Source organism: Saccharothrix hoggarensis, assembly GCF_052936025.1.
In genome coordinates, this window is sequence record NZ_CP193624.1 from 4,208,241 (window position 1) to 4,231,631 (window position 23,391).

The 23,391-nt window shown below is 73.9% G+C and carries 2 protein-coding genes; both read right to left on the reverse strand.

Annotation, left to right across the window (positions count from 1 at the left end):
- Nucleotides 1–13: 13 nt before the first annotated feature.
- The gene (locus tag ACRAKH_RS19155; RefSeq protein WP_447009154.1) at nucleotides 14–9,838 is read right to left on the reverse strand and encodes an SDR family NAD(P)-dependent oxidoreductase; all 9,825 of its coding nucleotides are present in this window, start codon (nucleotides 9,836–9,838) and stop codon (nucleotides 14–16) included.
- Nucleotides 9,839–9,875: 37 nt separating this feature from the next.
- Nucleotides 9,876–22,964, reverse strand: coding sequence for an SDR family NAD(P)-dependent oxidoreductase (locus tag ACRAKH_RS19160; RefSeq protein WP_380719715.1), 13,089 nt, complete (start codon nucleotides 22,962–22,964; stop codon nucleotides 9,876–9,878).
- Between the last annotated feature and the right edge of the window lie 427 nt (nucleotides 22,965–23,391).

The following is a 23,391-nucleotide window of genomic DNA, read 5'->3' on the forward strand; positions in this document are numbered from 1 at the left end:
CTCCCGGTGCGGATCAGGCGGACCGGTCGGCGGCGCGACCGAGTTCGTTGTCGATGAAGTCGAACAGTTCGGCGGCCGACGCGGATTCGAGCGCCACCGCGGAGCCGTCGTCCGCGGGCGGCGCGCCGAGCTGGGAGGTCCAGCGGGACAGCATGGTGCGCAGCCGCGCCGTGATCTCGTCGCGCTGGTCGTCCTTCCCGGCCACGCCGTCGAGCAGGGACTCGAGCCGGTCGAGTTCGGACAGCACGGACTCGTCCGCCGCGGGCGCGAGCACGCCGAGCACGTGGTCGGAGAGCGCGGCAGGCGTCGGGTGGTCGAACACCAGCGTCGCCTGCAGCGCCACGCCCGTTGCCGCGGCCAGTCGGTTGCGCAGCTCGACGGCGGTCAGCGAGTCGAAGCCCAGCTCTTGGAACGGCCGCTGCTCGCCGATCGCGGCCGGATCCTTCTGCCCCAGCACCGCGGCCACCTCGCGGCGGACGAGGTCCAGTACGACGTCCCGGCGTTCGTCCGCCTCCAGGCCGGCCAACGACGCCACCAGCGATGCGGCCTGGCCGTCGTCGGCCGAGCGCCGCCGGGGCGCCAGGCCGACCCGCAGCGGGACCGGTACGCGTTCCGAGGCGCGGAGTGCCGCCACGTCGAGCGGCGCGGCCACCACCACAGGGTGCCCGGCACCCACCGCGGCGTCGAGCAGGCCGGGCAGCTCCTCGTCGGAGACGGCCGGGAAGCCCGGTACACCACCGCGCGGACCGAACGCGACCGCCACCGCAGGGAGCCCGAGGGCCGCGCGGTGACGGGCCAGGGCGTCGGTGAACGACGCGGCGGCGGCGTCCCCGGCCCGGCCGGGTGCGCCGAGCACGCCGGCGGTGGAGGAGAACAGCACGAACGCGGTGACGTCGGGAAGCAGCTCGTGCAGCCGCCAGGCGTGGTCCACGCCGGGTTCGAGCGCGGCGGCCAGGGCGTCGGACGTGACCGCCCGCAGCGGGCCGTCGTTCTGCTCGCCGGCCGTGTGCACGACGGCGGTAGGCCGGTGCTCTGCCACCGCGGCGGCCAACCCGTCCCACGTCGCCGACACGGTCTCGGCGGCCAACCCCGGCGCCTCGGCGTCGACCAGCACCACCTTGCGAACACCGTGCGCCTCGACCAGGTGCCGGGCGACCAGTCCGCCCAGCGGGCCGGTGACCAGTGCCGTGCCTCCCCAGACCGTCCCGCCGCCGGCGGGCTCCACCGGGGTGAGGCGCGGTGAGAACACCCGACCGCCGCGCACCGCCACCTGGACCTCGCCGGCGGGTACGAGCACGTCGCCGTCGGTGTCCACCAGGATCAGGCTGCCCTCGGGCAGCTCGGACTGGGCTGAGCGCAGCAGGCCCCAGGCCGCCGCGGCGGCGAGGTCGACGTCCTCGTCGGCCACCGCGACCGCGCCGCTCGTCGCCACGACCAACGGGGCGGACTGCTCGCGCACCAGTTCCAGCGCCCGCGCCACGGCCAGGTGGGCGGCGGCGACCGGGTCACCCGAGCCGACCTCCAGGCGGACCACCTCGGCCGGGGTGCCGGCTTCGGCGGACACCTCCGCCCAGGTCAGTGCGCGCAGCGGCGACCGGGCGGCGAACCGCTCGACCGGGATGTCGCGGAACTCGACCGCCTCGGCGGTGAGCACCGGGCGACCGGTGGCGTCGGCGAGGACGAGGGACGCGGTGTCACCTCCGACGTGCCGCAGGTGGACCTCGACGGCTTCGGCGTGCGCGGCGTGCAGCCGCACCCCGCGCCAGGTCGTCGGCACCCGGACGGTCGTCCCGCCAACGACGCTCGGCGCCGCCAGGTCGAGCAGAACCGGGTGCAGGCCGTACGCGCCGGCCTCCCCCGCGAACGCGTCGGGCAGCCGCACGGGCGTGCCGGCGCCCATGACCGCGGGCTCGTCCCCGCCGTTCGCGGCAAGCACACCGGTGGCGTGCGCGGTCCACGCCGCGTCCTCGACGTCCGGCCGCGCGTAGACGGTGAAGGCCCGCCGGCCGTCCTGGTCGGCCACGTCCACGGACAGCTGCACATGGGCGGGGAGCGTCAGCGGCAGGTCGGTCTCCAGCTCCGCCAACACCGGGGCGCCGAGCTTGTCGCCCGCCTGGATCGCCATCTCCACGAACGCCGCGGGCGGCACCGCCAGGTGGTCGGCCAGCCAGGAGCCGCCTTCGAGCAGACCGGTGAACAGCACCCGATCCGCCCCGGCGACCGCGGTGGCCGGGCCGAGCAGCGGGTGCCCGGAGACGCGCACGGAGGCAGGCGCGGACTCCAGCCAGTACCGCTCGTGCTGGAACGGGTAGGTCGGCAGGTCGACCCGCCGTGCGCCCGAGCCGCGGAAGTACGCCGACCAGTCGACGGCCACGCCGCGGGTGTGCAGGGCGCCCAGGGCCGCGGCGACCGCCTCGGGCTCGGATCGGGTGCGGCGCAGCAGCGGCACGGCGGCCGCGTCGGCGGTGATGGCCGGGGCCATGGCCGACAGCACGGCATCGGGACCCAGCTCGACCAGCGTGGTCACGCCCAGGCCGACCAGGGCGTGCACCGCGTCGGCGAACCGCACCGTGCTGCGGACCTGCGCCACCCAGTATTCCGGGGTGGTCATCTTCTCGGCCGGTTCGCCCGTCACCGTGGAGACCACCGGGACAGCGGGCTCGTGGTAGGTGAGCCCTTCGACCATCTCGCGGAAGCCGGTGAGCATCGGGTCCATGTGCGCGGAGTGGAACGCGTGGCTGACGGTGAGCCTCTTCGACCGGGCGCCGAGGGCCTCGACGACCCTCAGCACGGCGCCCTCGTCACCGGAGAGCACGACGGAGGTCGGGCCGTTGACCGCGGCGATGTCCACACCGGACTCCAGCAGTGACCGGACGACGTCCTCGGCGGCCTGCACGGCGACCATCGCACCGCCGGGCGGCAAGGCCTGCATCAACGTGGCGCGCGCCGCCACCAGCTTCGCCGCGTCCTCCAGGTCGAACATCCCGGCGACGTGGGCCGCCGCGATCTCACCGATGGAGTGACCGGCCACGAAATCCGGTCGCACGCCCCAGGACTCCACCAGCCGGAAGAGCGCCACCTCGACCGCGAAGATGGCCGGCTGCGCCCAACCGGTGTCGTCCAACCCCTCGCCGGAGTCGATCACCGCCCGCAACGGCCGGTCCAGCAACGGGTCCAGCGCGGTGCACACCTCGTCGAAGGCCGCCGCGAACGTTGGGAAGTACCGCGCGAGCTCAAGCCCCATGCCCACCCGCTGCGAACCCTGACCGGTGAACACGAACGCGGTCCGGCCCTCGGCGGCGACGACGGGTTCCACTGACGCCAGGTCGTCGCGGCGCACCACCGAAGCCCGGTGCGGGAGCGCGGACCGCGCCGTGGCGAGGGTGAAGGCCACGTCCAGGTCGCGGGCGTCCACCGTCGCCAGCCTGCGGGCCAGTTCGCGCACCGCTTCGGGGTTTCGACCGGACAGCACCCAGGGGGCGACCGACAGGTCCACCTCGGCGGTCGGCTCCACCTCGGCTGGTGGCTGCTCGATGATGACGTGCGCGTTGGTGCCGCTGATACCGAACGAGGACACCCCCGCCCGGCGCGGACGACCGGTTTCCGGCCAGGGCCGCGCCTCGGTCAACAACTCGACCGAGCCCGACGACCAGTCCACGTGCGGCGTGGGGTCATCGGAGTACAGGCTGCGGGGCAGCACACCGTGCCGCATCGCCTCCACCATCTTGATCACACCGCCCACACCGGCCGCGGCCTGGGCGTGACCGATGTTCGACTTCAACGACCCCAAATAGAGGGGAACCCGGCGCTCCTGCCCATAGGCGGCCAACAACGCCTGCGCCTCGATCGGATCACCAAGACGCGTACCCGTCCCATGCGCCTCGACAGCATCCACATCGGACGGGCGCAGACCCGCACTCGCCAACGCCTGACGGATAACGCGCTCCTGCGACGGACCATTCGGGGCGGTCAAACCATTCGACGCGCCATCCTGGTTGACCGCGCTACCGCGCACCACCGCCAACACACGATGCCCATGACGCCTCGCATCCGACAACCGCTCCAACAACAACAAACCAACACCCTCAGACCAACCCGTACCCTCCGCACCCGCGGCAAACGACCGACACCGACCGTCAACGGACAAACCACGCTGCCGCGAGAACTCGACGAACGCGGTCGGCGTCGACATCACCGTCACACCACCCGCCAACGCCAACTCACACTCACCCTGCCGCAACGACTGCGCCGCCAAGTGCAACGCCACCAACGACGACGAACACGCCGTGTCGACGGTGATCGCCGGCCCCTCCCACCCGAAGGTGTAGGACACCCGACCCGACGCGACGCTGCTCAGCTTGCCGCCGGCCAGGTAACCCTCCAGGTCCTCGGGAGTCTCGGCCAGCCCTGAGCCGTAGTCGTGGTACATCACGCCGGTGAACACGCCGGTCCGCGAACCGCGCAGCCGGGCCGGGTCCACCCCGGCGTTCTCCAGGCTCTCCCAGGCCGTCTCCAGCAGCAGCCGCTGCTGCGGGTCCGTGGCCAGCGCCTCGCGCGGCGACATCCCGAAGAACTCGGCGTCGAACAAGTCGGCGTCGTGCAGGAACCCGCCCTCGCGGGTGTAGGACCGACCCGCGTGGTCCGGGTCCGGGTCGTACAGGTCCGGCCAGCCGCGGTTGGTCGGGAACGGCGAGACCGCGTCCACGCCCTGCGCGACGAGGTCCCACAGCTCGCGCGGGGACCCCACCCCGCCCGGGTACCGGCAGGCCATGCCGATGATGACGATGGGATCGTCGTCCGTGGCGGTCACGGCGGCGGCGACCACCTCCGGCGCGCCGCCGAACAACTCTCCCGACAGGTGCGCGGCCAGCGCGGCGGGCGACGGGTGGTCGAACACCAGCGTGGTCGGCAGCCGCAGGCCCGTGACGGCGTTGAGCTCGTTGCGCAGCTCGACCGCGGTCAACGAGTCGAAACCCAGCTCCTGGAACGCCCGGTCGGCCGGGACCGCGCCTGCGTCGGCGTGTCCGAGCACCGCGGCCACCTGGGCGCGGACCAGGTTCACAAGGGCTCGGTCGCGTTCGGCCTGGGCGAGGCCGGCCAGCCGCTCGGCGAGGGAGCCGCCGGTGCGGCGGGTGCGACGGGTCGGCGGCACGAGGCCGCGCAGGACGACGGGGGCGTCCTCCCCCAGCGCGCCCAGCGTGGCCGGGTCGACGCCGGTGATGGCGACCACCGGTGCACGCAGGGCGAGCGCGACGTCGAACGAGGCCAGGGCGTCCTGGGTGGACAGCGCGAGCAGACCTGTCCGCTCGATCCGCTTGACGTCCACGTCCGCCAGGTGACCGGTGATGTCGCTGGCCTGCGCCCACAGGCCCCATGCCAGCGACGTGGCGGGCAGGCCCAGCTCGTGTCGGTGCTCGGCCAGGCCGTCGAGCCAGGTGTTGGCCGCCGAGTAGTTCGCCTGCCCGGCGTTGCCCAGCTGACCCGCCAGCGACGAGTACAGGACGAACGCGGACAGGTCGAGGTCGCGCGTGACCTCGTGCAGGTTCCAGGCCGCGTCCACCTTGGGCCGCAGCACGGCCGTGACCTGCTCGTCGGTCAGCGATCCGAGCACGCCGTCGGCGAGCACGCCCGCGGTGTGCACGACGGCCTTGACCGGGTGCCGCGCCACCAGTTCGGCCAGCGCCGCGCGGTCGGCGACGTCGCACGCGACGAGCGTGACGTCGGCGCCCAGGGCGGTCAGGTCGGCCGTCAACTCCGCCGCGCCGGGGGCCGCCGCGCCGCTCCTGCTGACCAGCAGCAGATCGGTGGCGCCATGCTCGACCACCAAGTGCCGGGCGAGGACGGCGCCCAGCACGCCGGTGGCGCCGGTGACGAGCACGGTGCCGTCCGCGAACGGCGTGCCGGTGGCGGAGTCCGCCGGTTCCCGTCGGGCCAGGCGGGGCACCCGGATCTCGCCCTCGCGCAGCGACAGCTGCGGTTCACCGGTCGCGAGCGCGGCGTCCAAGGCGGCGCCGGACGCGTCGGTGCCGTCGGTCTCGACGAGCACCACCCGGCCGGGGTGCTCGGTCTGCGCGGTGCGCACCAATCCGCGCACCGCGGTGTGCGCCAGCACGCCCGCACGGGTCAGCACGACGAGCTGCCCCTCGCGGTCCTCGGCGAGCCACCCGCGCACCAGCTCCAAGGTCTGCCGGGTCGCGGTGTGTGCGGCGGCGACCACGTCGTCGGTGTCGGGCAACGGGATCGGCATGATGTCGAACGCCGCGCCGGACGGGGTGCCGCCGGCGATCGGGGTCCAGCGCGGCTCGAACAGCGTGTCGCGGGTGACCGGGCCCAGCTTGAACGGCCGCAGCGCCAACGACTCCACGACCGCCACCGGCGTGCCGAGTTCGTCGGCGAGCACCATCGACGCCGACTCGGGCCCGGTGGCGGTGATCCGCGCCCGCAGAGCCGTCGCGCCGGACGTCGCCACTGTCACGCCCGACCACGTGAAGGGCAGCAGCGCCTGCCGGTCGGGGTCGGCGACGCCTGGCAGCAGCGGGTGCGCGGCGGCGTCGAGCAGCGCCGGGTGCACGGTGAACGCGGCGGCTTCGGCACGGGCGGACTCGGGCAGGGCGAGCTCGGCGAACAGGTCGCCGTCGCGCCGCCACAGGCGGCGCAGGCCGCGGAACACCGGGCCGTAGGAGTAGCCGTCCTCGGCGACGCGCTCGTAGACCCCGTCCAAGTCGACTTCGGTCGCGCCCTCCGGCGGCCACACCACCAGGTCGGCGGGCACCGGGACGGGCGCGGTGGCGAGCGCGCCCGTCGCGTGCCGCTGCCACGCGCGGCCGGCCGAGCGGGCGTGCACCTCCAGGGTGCGCGTGCCGTGTTCGTCGGCCTCACCCACGAGCAGCTGCACCTGCACGGCCCCGCCCTCGGGCAGCACCAGGGGCGCGGTGACGGTCAACTCCTCGACCCGCTCCAAGCCCACCTCGGTCGCGGCGCGCAACGCCAGCTCCAGCAGCGCCGTGCCGGGCACGACGACGGCGCCGGCGACCCGGTGGTCGCCCAACCAGCCGTCGGCGCTCAACCTGCCGGTCAGCACGACAGAGCCGCCGTCGGCGACCTCGACCACCGCGCCGAGCAGCGGGTGGTGGGCGTCGTCGAGACCGGCCGCCGCCACGTCCCCGCCACCGGCGGTGGGGCTCAGCCAGTAGCGGTCGCGCTGGAACGGGTACGTGGGCAGCGGCACCCGGGTGGCGCCGGTGCCGGCGAAGAACGCCTCCCAGTCCACGGCCACGCCGCGACCGTGCAGCTCGGCGAGCGCCGCGATGGCGGTCTCGGCCTCGGGCCGGCCCGCGCGCATCAGCGGCACGCCGTCGCCGGCCATGGCCGACAGCACGCTGTCGGGACCCAGCTCGACCACGTTGGTCACGCCCTGCGCGCGCAAGGTGGCCACGGCGTCCGCGAAACGGACCTCTTGGCGGACCTGCTCGACCCAGTAGCCCGGCTCGGTCAGCCGGTCGGCGAGCGCGCCGGTCACGGTGGACACGATCGGCACGGCCGGGCGGTGGTAGGTCAGGTTTTCCGCGACCAGCCGGAACTCCACCAGCATCGGGTCCATGTGGGCGGAGTGGAACGCGTGGCTGACCCGCAGCCGCTTGGTCCGGCGACCTCGCTCTGCGAACGTCGCGGCGGCGGCGGAGACGGCGTCCTCGTCACCGGAGAGCACGACCGCGGTCGGGCCGTTGATCGCGGCGATGGACACGCGGTCGCCCAGCAGCGGCCGGACCTCGTCCTCGGTCGCCTGCACGGCAACCATCGCGCCGCCCTCGGGCAGGGCCTGCATCAGCCGGCCGCGGGCCGCGACCAGCGTGGCCGCGTCGTCGAGCGACAGCACGCCCGCCACGTGCGCGGCGGCGAGCTCGCCGATCGAGTGGCCGGCCAGCAGGTCCGGCCGAACGCCCCAGTGCTCCAGCATCCGGAACAAGGCGACCTCGACCGCGAACAGCGCGGGCTGTGCGGCGCCGGTCCGGTCCAAACCCTCGCCGGAGGCTATGAGCTCGCGCAGCGGGAGGTCGAAGCGGGCCAGGACCTCGTCCAGGGCGCCGGCGAACACCGGGAAGGTCCGTGCCAACTCCAGGCCCATGCCGACCCGCTGCGAGCCCTGACCGGTGAACAGGAACGCGGTGCCGCCCTCGCCGACGGGCGCCGGTTCGCGGAGCACGCGGTCCACGCCGACCGCCCGCCAGGCGAACGGCTGCCGGGTGGTTGCCAGCGAGTAGGCCACGTCCAGGTCCGAGCCCGCCGCGGTGGACAGCAGTTCGGCCTGGGCGCGGGCCGCGGCTTCGCTCCGGCCGGACACCACGAAGGGCACCACCGGCAGCACGACGGACACGGGCTCCGACCCGACCCGCACGGCTTCGACCGGCGCCGCGTCAGGCTGCCCTGCTTCGACCTGCCCGACCTCGACCGGCCCGTGCTCCGAGGGCTGCTCGATGATGACGTGCGCGTTGGTGCCGCCGAAGCCGAAGGACGACACGGCGGCCCGGCGCGGGCGGTCGACCTCCGGCCAGGGCCGCGCCTCGGTCAGCAACTCCACCGAGCCCGACGACCAGTCCACGTGCGGAGTCGGCTCGTCCACGTGCAACGTGGGAGGCAGCACACCGTGCCGCATGGCCTCGACCATCTTGATCACACCGCCGACACCCGCCGCGGCCTGGGCATGACCGATGTTGGACTTCAACGACCCCAAGTACAGCGGAACCGCGCGCTCCTGCCCGTAAGCGGCCAACAACGCCTGCGCCTCGATCGGATCACCCAGACGCGTACCCGTCCCATGAGCCTCCACAGCATCCACATCGGACGGACCCAGACCCGCACTCGCCAACGCCTGACGGATAACACGCTCCTGCGACGGACCATTCGGTGCGGTCAAACCATTCGACGCGCCATCCTGGTTGACCGCGCTACCGCGCACCACCGCCAACACACGATGCCCATGACGCCGCGCATCCGACAACCGCTCCAACAACAACAAACCAACACCCTCAGACCAACCCGTACCCTCCGCACCCGCCGCAAACGACCGACACCGACCGTCAACGGACAAGCCGCGCAACCGCGAGAACTCGACGAAGGCGGTAGGTGTCGACATCACGGTCACACCACCCGCCAACGCCAACTCACACTCACCCTGCCGCAACGACTGCGCCGCCAGGTGCAACGCCACCAACGACGACGAACACGCCGTGTCCACCGCGACGGCGGGTCCTTCCAGGCCGAACGTGTAAGCCAGCCGACCAGCCGCGATGCTGCCCGCGCTGCCGCTGAACAGGTAGCCCTCGAAGTCCGGGGAGGACAGCCGGGGCCGCGAACCGTAGTCGTTGTACATCACGCCGGTGAACACGCCGGTGCGCGAGCCGCGCACGGACGACGGGGGCAACCCCGCCGTCTCCAGGGCTTCCCACGCCGTTTCCAGCAGCAGCCGCTGCTGCGGGTCCGTCGCCAGCGCCTCACGCGGCGACATGCCGAAGAACTCGGCGTCGAACAAGTCGGCGTCGTGCAGGAACCCGCCCTCGCGGGCGTAGGAGGTGCCGACCTGGTCCGGGTCGGGGTCGAACAGCCGGTCCAGGTCCCACCCGCGGTTCGTCGGGAACCCGGCGACCGCGTCGACCCCGTCCTCGACCAGCCGCCACAGGTTTTCCGGCGACCGGACACCGCCCGGATAGCGGCAGGCCATGCCCACGATGGCGATGGGCTCGCTGTCCTTGTCCTCCAGCTCGCGCAGCTTCCTGCGCGCGTCCCGGGCATCCGCGATCGCCCTCTTGAGGTACTCGCGAAGCTTCGCCTCGTCAGCCACGTGTGTCTCGCTCCCCAGTAGTGTGCGGCCGAATCGCCTAGTCGAAGTCGTCGACCAGCGCGAAGAGGTCCTCGTCGCTGGCCAGTTCCAGGTCGTCCCGCTCCTCGTCGCGGGGGTCGCCCGCCACGAGGTCGAGCAGCTCGCGCAGCCGGTCGGCGATCGCGCCCGAGTGCTCGGCGTCGGCGGCGGCCGAGCGCATCGCGCTCCGCAACCGGTCCAGGTCGGCCAGCACGTCCGGCTCGTCGTCGGCGGCGAGCTGGTCGTGCAGGTGGGCGGCCAGCGCGGCGGGCGACGGGTGGTCGAACACCAGCGTGGTCGGCAGCCGCAGGCCCGTGACGGCGTTGAGCTGGTTGCGCAGCTCGACCGCGGTCAACGAGTCGAAACCCAGCTCCTGGAACGCCCGGTCGGCCGGGACCGCGCCCGAGTCTCCGTGTCCCAGCACCGCGGCGACCCTCGACCGCACGAGGTCGATCAGCACCCGCTGCCCCTCGTTCCGGTCCAGGTGCGCCAGACGCTGTGGCAGCGCCGGTTCGGCACCGTTCGCGGTGGCGCCCGCCGCCCGCCGCGCCGGTGCCCGCACGAGGCCCCGCAGCAGCACGGGCTGCTCGTCACCAAGGGCGCGCAACGCCTTGGTGTCCAGTTTGGTCACCGCGAACACCGGCTCGGGCCGCGCGAGTGCGGCGTCGAACAGCGCCATCGCCTCGGCGCTGCCCAGCGGCTTGAGCCCCGACCGGGCGAGCCGACGCAGGTCCACCTCGGCCAGGTGGCCGCTCAGCTCGCTGGCCTCGGCCCACAGGCCCCACGCCAGCGACGTGCCGGGCAACCCCAGCGCGCGCCGGTGCTCGGCCAGGCCGTCGAGCCAGGTGTTGGCGGCGGCGTAGTTGGCCTGCCCCGCCGTGCCCAGCAGGCCCGCGACCGACGAGTACACGACGAACGCGCTCAGGTCCTGCTCACGGGTCAACTCGTGCAGGTGCCAGGCCGCGTCCACCTTGGGCCGCAGCACCCGGTCGACCTGCTCGGCGTCGAGCGCGGTGAGCACGCCGTCGTCGGTGAGGCCGGCGGTGTGCACGACGGCGCCCAGCCGCCGGTCCCCGATGGCCGCCGCCAGCGAACCGCGGTCGGTGACGTCGCAGGCCGTCACGTCGACCACCGCGCCGAGCGAGGTCAACTCGGCCACCAGTTCCGCCGCGCCGGGGGCTGCCGGGCCGCGCCTGCTGAGCAGCAGCAGATCGGTGGCGCCGTGCTCGACCACCAGGTGCCGGGCCAGCACCGCGCCCAGCACGCCGGTGCCGCCGGTGATCAGCACCGTCCCGCGCTTCCAGTCCGGCGCGGACCCCTGCTCGCCGGCTGCCCGCACCAGCCGCGGCACGAACACCTCGCCGGCACGGACGGCGACCTGCGGTTCACCGGTGCGCAGCGCCGCGTCCAACCGCGCCGTCGAGCGCGGGTCGTCGTCGGTCTCGGCGAGCACGAACCGGCCGGGGTGCTCGGTCTGCGCGGTCCGCACCAGGCCGCGCAGCGCGGCGTGGGCCGGGTCGTCCGACCGCAGCACCACCGCCAACTGCCCGGACTCCTCCGCCAGCCACCGCCGAAGGGTGGCCAGCACGCTGTGCACGACCTCGCCCGGCGTGCCGGACGACACCCGCTCGACGGTCACCGCGGCATCGGCGGTCGCGTCCGGCGCGGGTACCCACCGCGGCACGAACAGACCGTCGGCGGCCTGCCCGGCAGCCGACAGCGGGCGCAGCACCAGCGAGTCGGCAGTCGCGACCGGCGCTCCGGAGCCGTCCGCCACCACCAATGACACGGTCTGCGAGTCCTCGGCCGACGCGGTGATCGACAGCCGCACCCGCAGGGCCACCGCGCCCGCGGCGGCCACCCGCACGCCGCTCCAGGCGAACGGCAGCCACGTGGGGCCGGCACCGGTCGCGACACCCGGCAGCAGAGCGTGCAGCGCGGCGTCCAACAGGGCCGGGTGCAGGCTGAACGCGTCACCGCGCCGCTCCCGCTCCAGCTCGACCTCGGCGAACAGCTCGCCCTCGCCCCGCCACACCCGGCGCAGGTTGCGGAAGGCGGGACCGTAGTCGTAGCCGTGCTCGCGGAGCCGGTCGTAGACGCCGTCGAGGTCCACCTCACCGGCCGCCGGCGGCCACTGCGCCAGCCCCTCGGTCACCGGGGTGGTGGCCGGGGCGAGCACCGCGGTCACGTGCGCGGTCCACGGCTCGTCCTCGTCCACCCGGGAGTGGATCTGCGCCTCGCGGCGACCGGCCGCGTCGGGCGCGCCGACCGCCAGCTGCACCTGCACGCCGCCGCGCTCGGGCAGCAGCAGCGGCGCGGCCACGGTCAGCTCCTCGACCTCGTCGCACCCGGTCTGCTCGCCCGCGCGGACCAGCATCTCCACGAACGCGGTGCCCGGCACCAGGACGGAGCCGCGCACGGCGTGGTCGACCAGCCACGGGTGGCTGTGGCGGGACAGCCGTGCGGTGAACACGACCTCGTCGCGGCCCGCGAGGCCGACCACCGCGCCCAGCAGGGGGTGTTCCGCGCCGGTCACGCCGAGGCCGACGGCATCGCCCGCGCCGACCGGGGCGTCGAGCCAGTAGCGCTCACCCCGGAACGGGTAGGTGGGCAGGTCGACGCGTCGACCGCCTCGGAACAGCCGCGCCGCATCGGCGGCGTGACCTCGCACGTGCAGCGCGGTGATCGCGGTCAGCGCGGTGACGCCCTCCGGGCGGCCCGAGCGCAGCACCGGTGCCACGGCGCCCACCGGTCCCGTGACGGAGTCGCGGGCCAGCGCCGACAGCACGCCGTCCGGCCCGACCTCCAGGTAGTCGGTGACGCCAGCGGACTCTAGGAACCGCACGCCGTCGGAGAACCGCACCGCCGAGCGCACGTGCTCGGCCCAGTAGTCGGGCGAGGTGAGCTGACCGGTGGTGGCGAGCGTGCCGGTCACGTTGGACATGACCGGGACGCGCGGCTCGTGGAAGGTCAGCTCGGCGATGGCGGCGCGGAACTCGTCGAGCACGCCGTCCATGTGCGGCGAGTGGAACGCGTGGCTGACCGGCAGGCGCTTGACCTTGCGGCCCGCGTTCCGCCAGACCTCCGCGACCTCTTCCACGGCCTGCTCGTCGCCGGAGACCACCGTGGCCGTCGGACCGTTGACGCCCGCGACGACCACGGTGTCCCCGCGTCCTGCCAGCGAGGCGAGCACTTCCTCCTCACCGGCCTGGATGGCCACCATCGCGCCGCCGTCGCGGGCAGCCTGCATGAGGCGGCCTCGGGCGGCGACGAGCTTCGCGGCGTCCGCGAGGTCGAGCACCCCGGCCAGGTGGGCGGCGATCACCTCGCCGATGGAGTGGCCGAGGAGGTAGTCCGGCCGCAGGCCGTAGGACTCGACCAGCCGGTAGAGGGCCACCTCGACGGCGAACAGCGCGGCCTGGGTGAACGAGGTCTGGTCCAGCAGCGCCGAGTCCGCCGATTCCGCGGGCGCGAACAGCACGTGCTTGAGCGGCCGGTCCAGGACCGGGTCCAGGTGCCGGCACACGGCGTCCAACTCGGCGGCGAACACCGGCTCGGTCGCGTACAGCTCGCGGCCCATGCCGAGCCGCTGGCTGCCCTGGCCGGTGAACAGGAACGCGACCTTGCCCGGTCGCGGCCCCTCGGCGCGCAGCACCGCCGGGGACGCCTCGCCGCGGGCGAGCGCGTCCAGTGCGCGCAGCAGGCCGTCCCGGTCACCGACGACCGCCGCCCGGTGCTCCAGCACGGCGCGACCGGTGGCCAGTGAGAAGCCGACGTCCACCGGGTCCTGGGCGGGGTCGGCGGCGGCGTGCTCGCGCAGCGCCGCGGCCTGCGCCCGCAGACCCGCATCGTCCTTGGCGGACAGGACCCAGGCCACCGGCGCGTCGACCGGCTCCCGGTCGGGCAGAGGCTCGGTCGGGGGCTGCTCGATGATGACGTGCGCGTTGGTGCCGCTGATACCGAACGAGGACACCCCCGCCCGGCGCGGGCGACCGGTTTCCGGCCACTCCCGCGCCTCGGTCAGCAGCTCGACCGAGCCCGACGACCAGTCCACGTGCGGCGTGGGGTCATCGGAGTACAGGCTGCGGGGCAGCACACCGTGCCGCATCGCCTCGACCATCTTGATCACACCGCCGACACCCGCCGCAGCCTGGGCATGACCGATGTTGGACTTCAACGACCCCAGATACAGCGGAACCCGGCGCTCCTGCCCATAAGCGGCCAACAACGCCTGCGCCTCGATCGGATCACCCAGACGCGTACCCGTCCCATGCGCCTCCACAGCATCCACATCGGACGGACGGAGACCCGCCGTGGCCAACGCCTGACGGATAACCCGCTCCTGCGACGGACCATTCGGGGCGGTCAAACCATTCGACGCACCATCCTGATTCACAGCACTACCACGCACCACCGCCAACACACGATGCCCATGACGCCGCGCATCCGACAACCGCTCCAACAACAACAAACCAACACCCTCGGACCAACCCGTACCCTCCGCACCCGCGGCAAACGACCGACACCGACCGTCAACGGACAAACCACGCTGCCGCGAGAACTCGACGAAGGTGTTGGGTCCGGCCATCACGGTCACGCCGCCCGCCAGGGCCAGGTCCGCCTCGCCGTCGCGCAGCGCCTTGGCGGCCAGGTGCATCGCCACCAGCGACGAGGAGCACGCGGTGTCCACGGTCACCGAGGGCCCTTCCAGGCCGTAGGCGTAGGACAACCTGCCGGAGACGACGCTGGAGAGGTTGCCCGCCAACAGGAAGCCCTCGAACTCGGCCGGCACGGTGGCCAGCCGCGAGGCGTAGTCGTCGTACATCACGCCCGCGAACACGCCGGTGCGGGAACCGCGCAGGGTCTCCGGGGGGATGGCGGCGGACTCGAAGGTCTCCCAGGCGGTCTCCAGCAGCAGTCGCTGCTGCGGGTCCGTGGCCGTGGCCTCGCGCGGCGACATCCCGAAGAACCCGGCGTCGAACACGTCGGCGTCGTGCAGGAAGCCGCCGTGCCGGGTGTACGAGGTGCCGGTGTGGTCCGGGTCCGGGTCGTAGAGGGCGTCGAGGTCCCAGCCGCGGTTCGTCGGGAACCCGGTGATGCCGTCCACGCCGTCGGCCACCAGCCGCCACAGGTCCTGCGGCGATCGCACGCCGCCGGGGTAGCGGCAGGCCATGCCCACGATGGCGATGGGCTCGTCGGCGTCGACCTTCGTGGTGCTCGGCACGGGCTTCTCACGCGCGCCGGCCACCTGCTGGTGGACGTGCGCGGCGAGCGCGGTGGGCGACGGGTGGTCGAACACCGCGGTGGCGGAGAGCCGCACGCCGGTCGCGGCGATGAGCTTGTTGCGCAGCTCGACGCCGGCCAGCGAGTCGAAACCCTGTTCGCGGAACGCCTTGGCGGGGTCGATGGCGGCCGCGTCGGCGTGGCCCACGGCGGCGGCGCTGAGCGAGCGGACCAGGTTCAGCACCGCGTCGGTCCGCTCGGCCTCGGGCAGCGCCGCGATCCGTCGCGCCCAGTTCGACTCCGCTTTGGCGGCCTTCTTCGGGCGTGCCGTCACGAGGGAGCGCGCGACGGCGGGCGGGTCGTCCCGCAGCGCCGCCAGGTCCAGCCGGGCGGGCACCAGCAACGCTTCGTCGCCGGCGAGCGCGGCGTCGAACATGGCGGTGCCCTGCTCCGGGGTGAGCGGCACGACGCCCAGCCGCGTCCACCGGGCCACGTCGGACTCGGTGAGCGTGCCGCCCATGCCGACCGTGCCGTCCCACAGGCCCCAGGCGAGCGAGGTGGCGGCCAAGCCCTGGGAGCGGCGGTGAGCGGCGAGGGCGTCGAGGTAGGAGTTGGCCGCGGCGTAGTTGGCCTGGCCCGCCATGCCGACGACGCCGGAGATGGACGAGAACAGCACGAACGCGGCGAGCGGCCGGTCCTGGGTCAGCTCGTGCAGCAGCAGGGCCGCGTCGACCTTCGGCGTCAGGACCCGGTCGATCCGTTCGGCCGTGAGCTGCTCCACGGTGCCGTCGGCCAGCACGCCCGCCGTGTGCACCACGGCGATGAGCGGGTGGGCGTCGGGGATGCCGGCGAGCAGTTCGGCGAGCACCGCCCGGTTCGCCGCGTCGGCCGCCACCACTTCCACGCTCGCGCCGAGCGCGACCAGGTCGGCGACGAGGTCGGCGACACCGGGGGTGGCGGGACCGCGCCGGCTGGTGAGCACGAGGCGGCGGGCGCCGTACGCGGTGACGAGGTGGCGGGCGAAGAGGGCGCCGAGGCCACCGGTGCCGCCGGTGATCAGGACCGTGCCCTCCGGGTCGAGGGCGGGGGCGACGGTGGTCAGCGCACGGGTCAGGCGCGGGGCGTGCAGTTCACCGTCGCGCACGGCCAGCTGCGGCTCGTCAGATCCCGCCACCAGCGGCAGCCAGCGATCGGGGTCCTCGTCGACGGGGAGGTCCAGCAGCACGACCCGGCCCGGGTGCTCCGCCTGCACGACGCGGCCGAAGCCCCACACCGGGGCGTTCGCCAGGTCGGCGACACCCTCGTCGGGCCGCACCGCGACCGCGCCGCGCGTGACGATCACCAGGCGATCCCGGGCGTCCTCCCGGGCCAGCCACTCGCGCACGGCGGCGGCGACGCGGTGGGTGGCGTCGTGCGCCGCCGCGGCGTCCGAGCCGCCCGCGGGCATGAGCACCACGTCGACGTCGTCCACGTCCCCCGGCGCCGGCCGCTCGACGCGCGGCCAGTTCAGCGCGTACACCGGGTGGCCAGGGCCGACCTTGTCCCGGGCCACCGGGCGCAGCGCCACCGCGCCGATCGTGGCGACGGCCGCGCCGTCGGCGTCGGCGAGGGTGATGGTGGCGGTGTCCGCGCCGGTCCAGGACAGCCGGGCCCGCAGGGCGGTCACCCCGCGGGAGTGCAGCGCGACCCGGCCCCACGAGTAGGGCAGCCGGATCTCGCCGGCCGGGCTGCCGTCCGCCGCGGCCAGCACCAGCGGGTGCAGCACGGCGTCCAGCAGCGCCGGGTGGAGGCCGAACCCGGCGGTCTCGGTGGGCAGCCGCACCTCGGCCAGCAGGTCTTCGCCGTCGCGCCACCACGCGGTCAGGCCCTGGAACGCCGGGCCGTACTCGTACCCGAGTTCGGCGAGCCGGTCGTAGACGTCCTCCAGCGGCTGCGCCTCCGCGCCGGCGGACGGCCAGTCGACCAGGTCCTCCCCCGCCACCGCGCCCGAGGCGAGGTAACCGGACGCGTGCCGCGTCCAGTCGGGGGCGTCGTCGGCGCGCGAGTGCACGGTGAACGGCCGCCCCTCGGCGGTGGGTTCGCCCAGCGCCACCTGGACGGTCACCGGCCCGTCGAGCACCAACGGCGCCTCCAGGACCAGTTCCTCGACCTGATCCGCGCCGACCCGCTCGGCCGCGGCCAGCGCCAACTCCAGGAACGCGGTGCCCGGCAACAGCACCGAGCCGCCGATCCGGTGGTCGGCCAGCCAGGGGTGGTCGCGGGCGGCGAAGCGGCCGGTGAAGACGACCTCGTCGCGGTCGGCGAGGCCCACCGACGTGGTCAGCAGCGGGTGGCCGGAGTCGTCACGACGCGGGGTGGCGGCGAGCCAGTAGCGGCTGCGCTGGAACGCGTAGGTCGGCAGGTCCACGTGCCGCTGCGGGCCGAAGAACGTCTTCAGGTCGGCCGGCGCGCCGTGGGCGAACGCGGTCGCCAGGCCGGTGCGGAACGTCTCGGTCTCGGACCGGCCCGACCGCATCAGCGGCACGGCCTCCACCTCACCGGTCACGGACTCCCGCGCCATCGCGGTGAGCACCGGGTCGGGCCCGATCTCGACGAGCACCCGCACGCCGTCGGCCTCCAGGAACCGGACGGCGTCCAGGAAGCGCACCGTGCCGCGGACGTGCCGGACCCAGTAGTCGGCCGAGCGCACGTCGGCGAGGTCGCCGGTGAGCGTGGAGACGATCGGTACGACCGGCTCGCGGTACGTCACGGTCTCGGCGACGGCGCGGAACTCCTCCAGCACCTCGTCCATGTGCGGCGAGTGGAACGCGTGGCTGACGCGCAGCGCGCGGGTGCGCCTGCCGCGGCCCCGCCAGGTCGCGGCGATCGCCTCGACCACCTCGGCGTCACCGGCCAGCACCACCGCCGACGGGCCGTTGACCGCGGCGACGGCCGCCCGGTCCTCGTGCCCCGCCAGTGATTCCGCGACCTCGTCCGCGGTCGCCTCGACCGCGACCATCACGCCGCCGGCGCGTGCCTGCTGCATCAGGCGGCCGCGGGCCGCGACCAGCTTGGCCGCGTCGTCCAGGGACAGCACCCCCGCCACGTGCGCGGCGGCCAACTCGCCGATCGAGTGGCCCGCCACCAGGTCGGGGACCAGGCCGTGCCACTCGGCCAGCCGGTGCAGCGCCACCTCGACGGCGAACAGCGCGGGCTGCGTGTAACGGGTCTCGTGCAGCTCGTCGCCCTCGTCGAAGATCACCTCGCGCAGCGGTCGGTCGAGGTGGCCGTCGAAGGCGGCGAGCACCTCGTCCAGGGCGGCGGCGAACACGGGCGAGGTCGCGTACAGCTCGCGGCCCATGCCGTGTCGCTGCGCACCCTGACCGGTGAACAGGAACGCGGTCTTGCCCCTGCCCGCCACGCCGGTCACGACGCCGGGGGCGGCCGCGCCGTCGCGCACCGAGTCCAACCCGGCCAGTAAGTCGTCCAGGTCGCGGCCGAGGACCACGGCGCGCTCGGGTAGCGCGGTGCGGGCGGCCAGGGCGTGACCGACGGCGAGCGGTGACAGCTCCGGGCGGTCGGCGAGGAACGACCGCAGCCGCTCGGCCTGGGCGCGCAACGCCTGACCGTCCCGACCGGACACCACCCACGGCACCGGCTCGGTCACCGGCTGGTCGATCGGCTCCGCCTCGGCTGGCGGCTGCTCGATGATGACGTGCGCGTTCGTCCCGCTGATACCGAAGGACGACACCGCAGCCCGGCGCGGGCGGTCGACCTCCGGCCAGGGCCGTGCCTCGGTCAGCAACTCCACCGAGCCCGACGACCAGTCCACGTGCGGAGTCGGCTCGTCCACGTGCAACGTGCGGGGCAGCATACCGTGCCGCATCGCCTCCACCATCTTGATCACACCACCCACACCCGCCGCAGCCTGAGCGTGACCGATGTTCGACTTCAACGACCCCAAGAACAGCGGAACCGCGCGCTCCTGCCCATAAACCGCCAACAACGCCTGCGCCTCGATCGGATCACCCAGCGCGGTGCCCGTTCCGTGCGCCTCGACAGCGTCCACATCGGACGGTCCCAGACCCGCGTCGGCCAGCGCCTGGCGGATGACGCGGCGCTGCGACGGGCCGTTGGGCGCGGTGAGGCCGTTGGAGGCGCCGTCCTGGTTGACCGCCGTGCCGCGGACGACGGCCAGCACCGGGTGCCCGTTGCGGCGGGCGTCGGACAACCGCTCCACGACCAGCACGCCGACGCCCTCCGCCCAGGCGGTGCCGTCGGCGGCGGCGGCGAACGACTTGCACCGGCCGTCGGGGGCCAGGCCGCGCTGGCGGGAGAACTCGACGAACATGCCCGGGTTGGACATCACCGCCGCGCCGCCGGCGATGGCCAGCGTCGACTCGCCCGAGCGCAGCGAGCGCACCGCGAGGTGCAGCGCGACCAGCGATGACGAGCACGCCGTGTCCACGGTGAGCGCCGGGCCGACCAGACCCAGTTGGTACGCGATGCGGCCGGACATCACGCTCGGCGTGGTGCCGGTGAGCAGGTAGCCGTCGACGCCCTCGGCGGCCTCGTGCATCCGCGGGCCGTAGTCCATGGTGGTGGCGCCGACGAACACGCCGGTGCGGGAACCCCGTAGCGCGGTCGGGTCCAGGCCCGCGCGCTCCAGCCCTTCCCAGGTCGCTTCCAGCAGCAGCCGCTGCTGCGGGTCCATGCCCAGCGCCTCCCGGGGACCGATCCCGAAGAAGCCCGCGTCGAAGGAGGCCGCGTCGTGCAGGAACCCGCCGTGGCGGACGTAGCTCTTGCCGCCGCTGCTCGCGTCGGCGTCGAACAGGTCCTCGTCCCACGCCCGGTCGGTAGGGAACCCGGAGATCGCGTCGCCACCGGACTCGACGAGCCGCCACAGGTCCTCGGGTCCGGCCACGCCGCCGGGGTAGCGGCAGGCGACGCCGACGATGGCGATCGGCTCGTCCGCGGCGGTGGCGGTGACGGCCTCGTCGTCCTCCGCGGCGCCGGTCAGGAACGCGATGAGCCCGGCCGGGGTCGGGTGGTCGAACAGCAGCCCGCCGGGCAGTCGCCGACCGGTGGCGGCAGCCAGCGCGTCGCGCAGTTCGACACCCATCAGGGAGTCGAAGCCGAGCTCGCCGAACGTGCGACCCGGGTCCACCATCCGGTGGTCGTCGTGCCCGAGGACGATCGCGGTGTGCGAGAGCACCAGCTCGGTGAGGTCCCGGTCGACGACGGTGCGGGGAGCGGGTACCGGCCGCATCGCCGTGCCGGTGGACAGCGGAGAGGTCGCGCTCGCCTCGCGGATGGTGTCCGGCCAGTACCGCTGACGCTGGAAGGCGTAGGTCGGCAGGTCCACCCGCTCGCCCCCGGAGCCGGCGAACGCCGCCACCCAGTCGACGCCGCCGCCGCGCACGTGCACGGTGGCGAGGGCGGCCAGCAGCGACTTCGCCTCCGGGCGGCCCTTGCGCAGGGCGGACACGGCGCGCACGGCGCTCGGGTCGAGCACCGAGTCGGCGACCATGCCGGACAGCACGCCGTCCGGCCCGAGTTCGAGCACGGTGCGCACGCCGCGAGCCTCCAGCGCCCGGGCGGCGTCGAGGAAGCGCACCGCCCGGCGGATGTTGGCCACCCAGTACTCCGGCGTGGTCCACTCGTGCGCGAGGTCGCCGGTGACCGTGGACACGGCGTCGATGACGGGCCGGTGGAAGGTCAGCGAGGACACGACGGCGTGGAACTCGTCCAGCACGGGGTCCATGAGCGGCGAGTGGGCCGCGATGCTCATGTTCAGGCGCTTCGTCTTGCGCCCCGACTCCGCGAACCGGGCGGCGACGGCGAGCGCGGCACCTTCCTCGCCGGACACCACGAGCGCGTTCGGGCTGTTGATGGCCGCGATGGAGACGCCCTCCACGAGGAACGGCAGGACCTCGTCCTCGGCGGCCTCCAGGGCGATCATCGCGCCACCCGGCGGCAGCGCCTCCATCAGGCTGCTGCGGCTGACGATGAGCTTCGCCGCGTCCGGCAGCGACAGCACCCCGGCGACGTGGGCGGCGGCGACCTCGCCGACCGAGTGGCCGGCGACCACGTCCGGCCGCACGCCCCACGACTCGACCAGGCGGTAGAGCGCGACCTCCACGGCGAACAGGGCGGGCTGCGAGTACCCGGTGCGGTCCAGGCCCTCACCGGACTCGACCACCTCGCGCAGGGAGCGACCCAGCAGCGGGTCGACGTGGGAGCAGACCTCGTCGAAGGCGGCGGCGAACACCGGGAACCCGGCACGCAGTTCCAAGCCCATGCCGACGCGCTGCGCGCCCTGACCGGTGAACACCACGGCGAGTGGGCCGTCCTGCGCGTCACCGGCGACCACGTCCGCGGACGGCAGGCCGGCCGCGATCCGGTCCAGGCCCTCCAGGAGCGCGTCGCGGTCCTCGCCGACCACGACGGCGCGGTGGTCGAACGCGGTGCGGGTGGCGACCAGGGAGTGCGCGACGTCGGCGGCGTCCAGGTTCGCTGCGGTGCCGCGTAGCCGTTCGGCCTGGCCGCGCAGCGCCTCCGGCGTCCGGGCCGACACCACCCAGGCCAGCGCCGGGTGGCCTCCCTTGTCGGTGGGCCGCTCCGCCGGGATCGGCGCCTCGGCGACCACGACGTGCGCGTTGGTGCCGCCCACACCGATTGAGCTGACGCCCGCGACGAGGGTGCGCTCCGGGTTCGGCCACGGCGTCAGCTCCCGCTGCACGGCCAGGTTGAGAGCGGCGAAGTCGATGTCGGGGTTCGGGTGCTCGAAGTTGAGGCTCGGCGGCAGCTGTCGGTGCCGCAGCGCGAGCAGCACCTTGAGCAGCCCGACGATGCCGGCTGCGCCCTCCAGGTGGCCCACGTTGGTCTTGGCCGAGCCGACGCGCAGCGGGGTGGTGCGGTGCACGCCGAGCGCCGCACCGAGGGCGGCGGCCTCGATCGGGTCGCCGACGGGGGTACCGGTGCCGTGAGCCTCGACGTACTGCACGTCGTCCGCGGTCACCCCGGCCTGCCGCCGGGCATCGAGCAGGACCTGTTCCTGGGCGCTGCGGTCGGGCACGGTGAGGCCGGGCGTCGCGCCGTCGTTGTTCACCGCGCTGCCGAGGATGACACCGTGCACGCGGTCGCCGTCAGCCAGTGCCCTGGCCAGCGGCTTCAGCACGACGACACCGCCGCCCTCCCCACGCACGAATCCGTTGGCACGCGCGTCGAAGGCGTACGAGGTGCCGTCCGGGGACAGCCCACCGAATCGCTCGGTGGCGATGGCGCCCTCGGTGGACAGGTTGAGGTGGACGCCGGCGACGAGCGCCGCGTCGGACTCGCCGGACAGGATGCTGCGCACCGCCAGGTGCACGGCGACGAGCGACGACGACTGGGCCGAGTCCACGGTGAGGCTCGGACCGCGCAGCCCGAGGAAGTACGACACGCGGTTGGCGATGACGCCCCTGTTGACACCGGTCATGGTGTGCTGGGTGATCGACTGGTCCCCGAGCAGCCCGGCGTAGTCGTCGCGCAGCGTGCCGACGAACACCGAGGTGCGGCTGCCGCGCAAGCCCTCAGGACGGATGCCCGCGTCCTCCAACGCCTCCCAGGCCAACTCCAGGACCAGCCGCTGCCGGGGGTCCATGGCCGCCGCCTCGCGGGGCGAGATGCCGAAGAACTCGGCGTCGAACGCGTCCGGCGCGGGCAGGAAGCCACCGCGGCGCAGGTCGCCGCCACCGTCCCCGCGGCGGTCGTCCCACCGCCCCTCCGGCGCGTCGCCGATGGCGCTCGCGCCGCTGCTCAGCAACCGCCAGAACGCCGACGGGTCCGCCGCCGACGGGAGTCGGCAGGACAATCCGACAACGGCGATCACATCGTCCGCCACCCCGTCGTGCTGTGTCGTCATCGCGCTCGGCCACCCCTTCTCGCGAAATATCGAAGGTTGGCGAATGCCAACGGATTCGCTCCTGCGATCTTCCGAAATCGACCATAACCACGAAGCCGGTAAGACGACCCAATGCGCACTCATCGCCCGGCAACGGCCGTGCGCACGGCACACGTCAACCGCCGTGACCGGTCCGTGAACCTACGATGACTCGGGTTCGGAGTGCAGGTCCTGGGCAGTGCCGGAAGCACGATGACCCTCCGATTACCGGTCCTGGACCGGGTTCCGGCGAATCCGTGTTCAAAACGGGCTTCCCCGTCCAGCCCACCGGGGCACCGCGCGGCGATTACCCGGGCGTGGATTCGCAGTGGGAATCCCTGGCTAGGTTGGGCTCGACCGGGACGCGTGGTCCCGGAACAGCGCACCGACGAGAGGGTGAATCGGCAGA

Coding starts and splice junctions, on each gene's coding strand:
- ACRAKH_RS19160 (WP_380719715.1), bottom strand. CDS start 22,964: ATGACGACACAGCACGACGGGGTGGCGGACGATGTGATCGCCGTTGTC.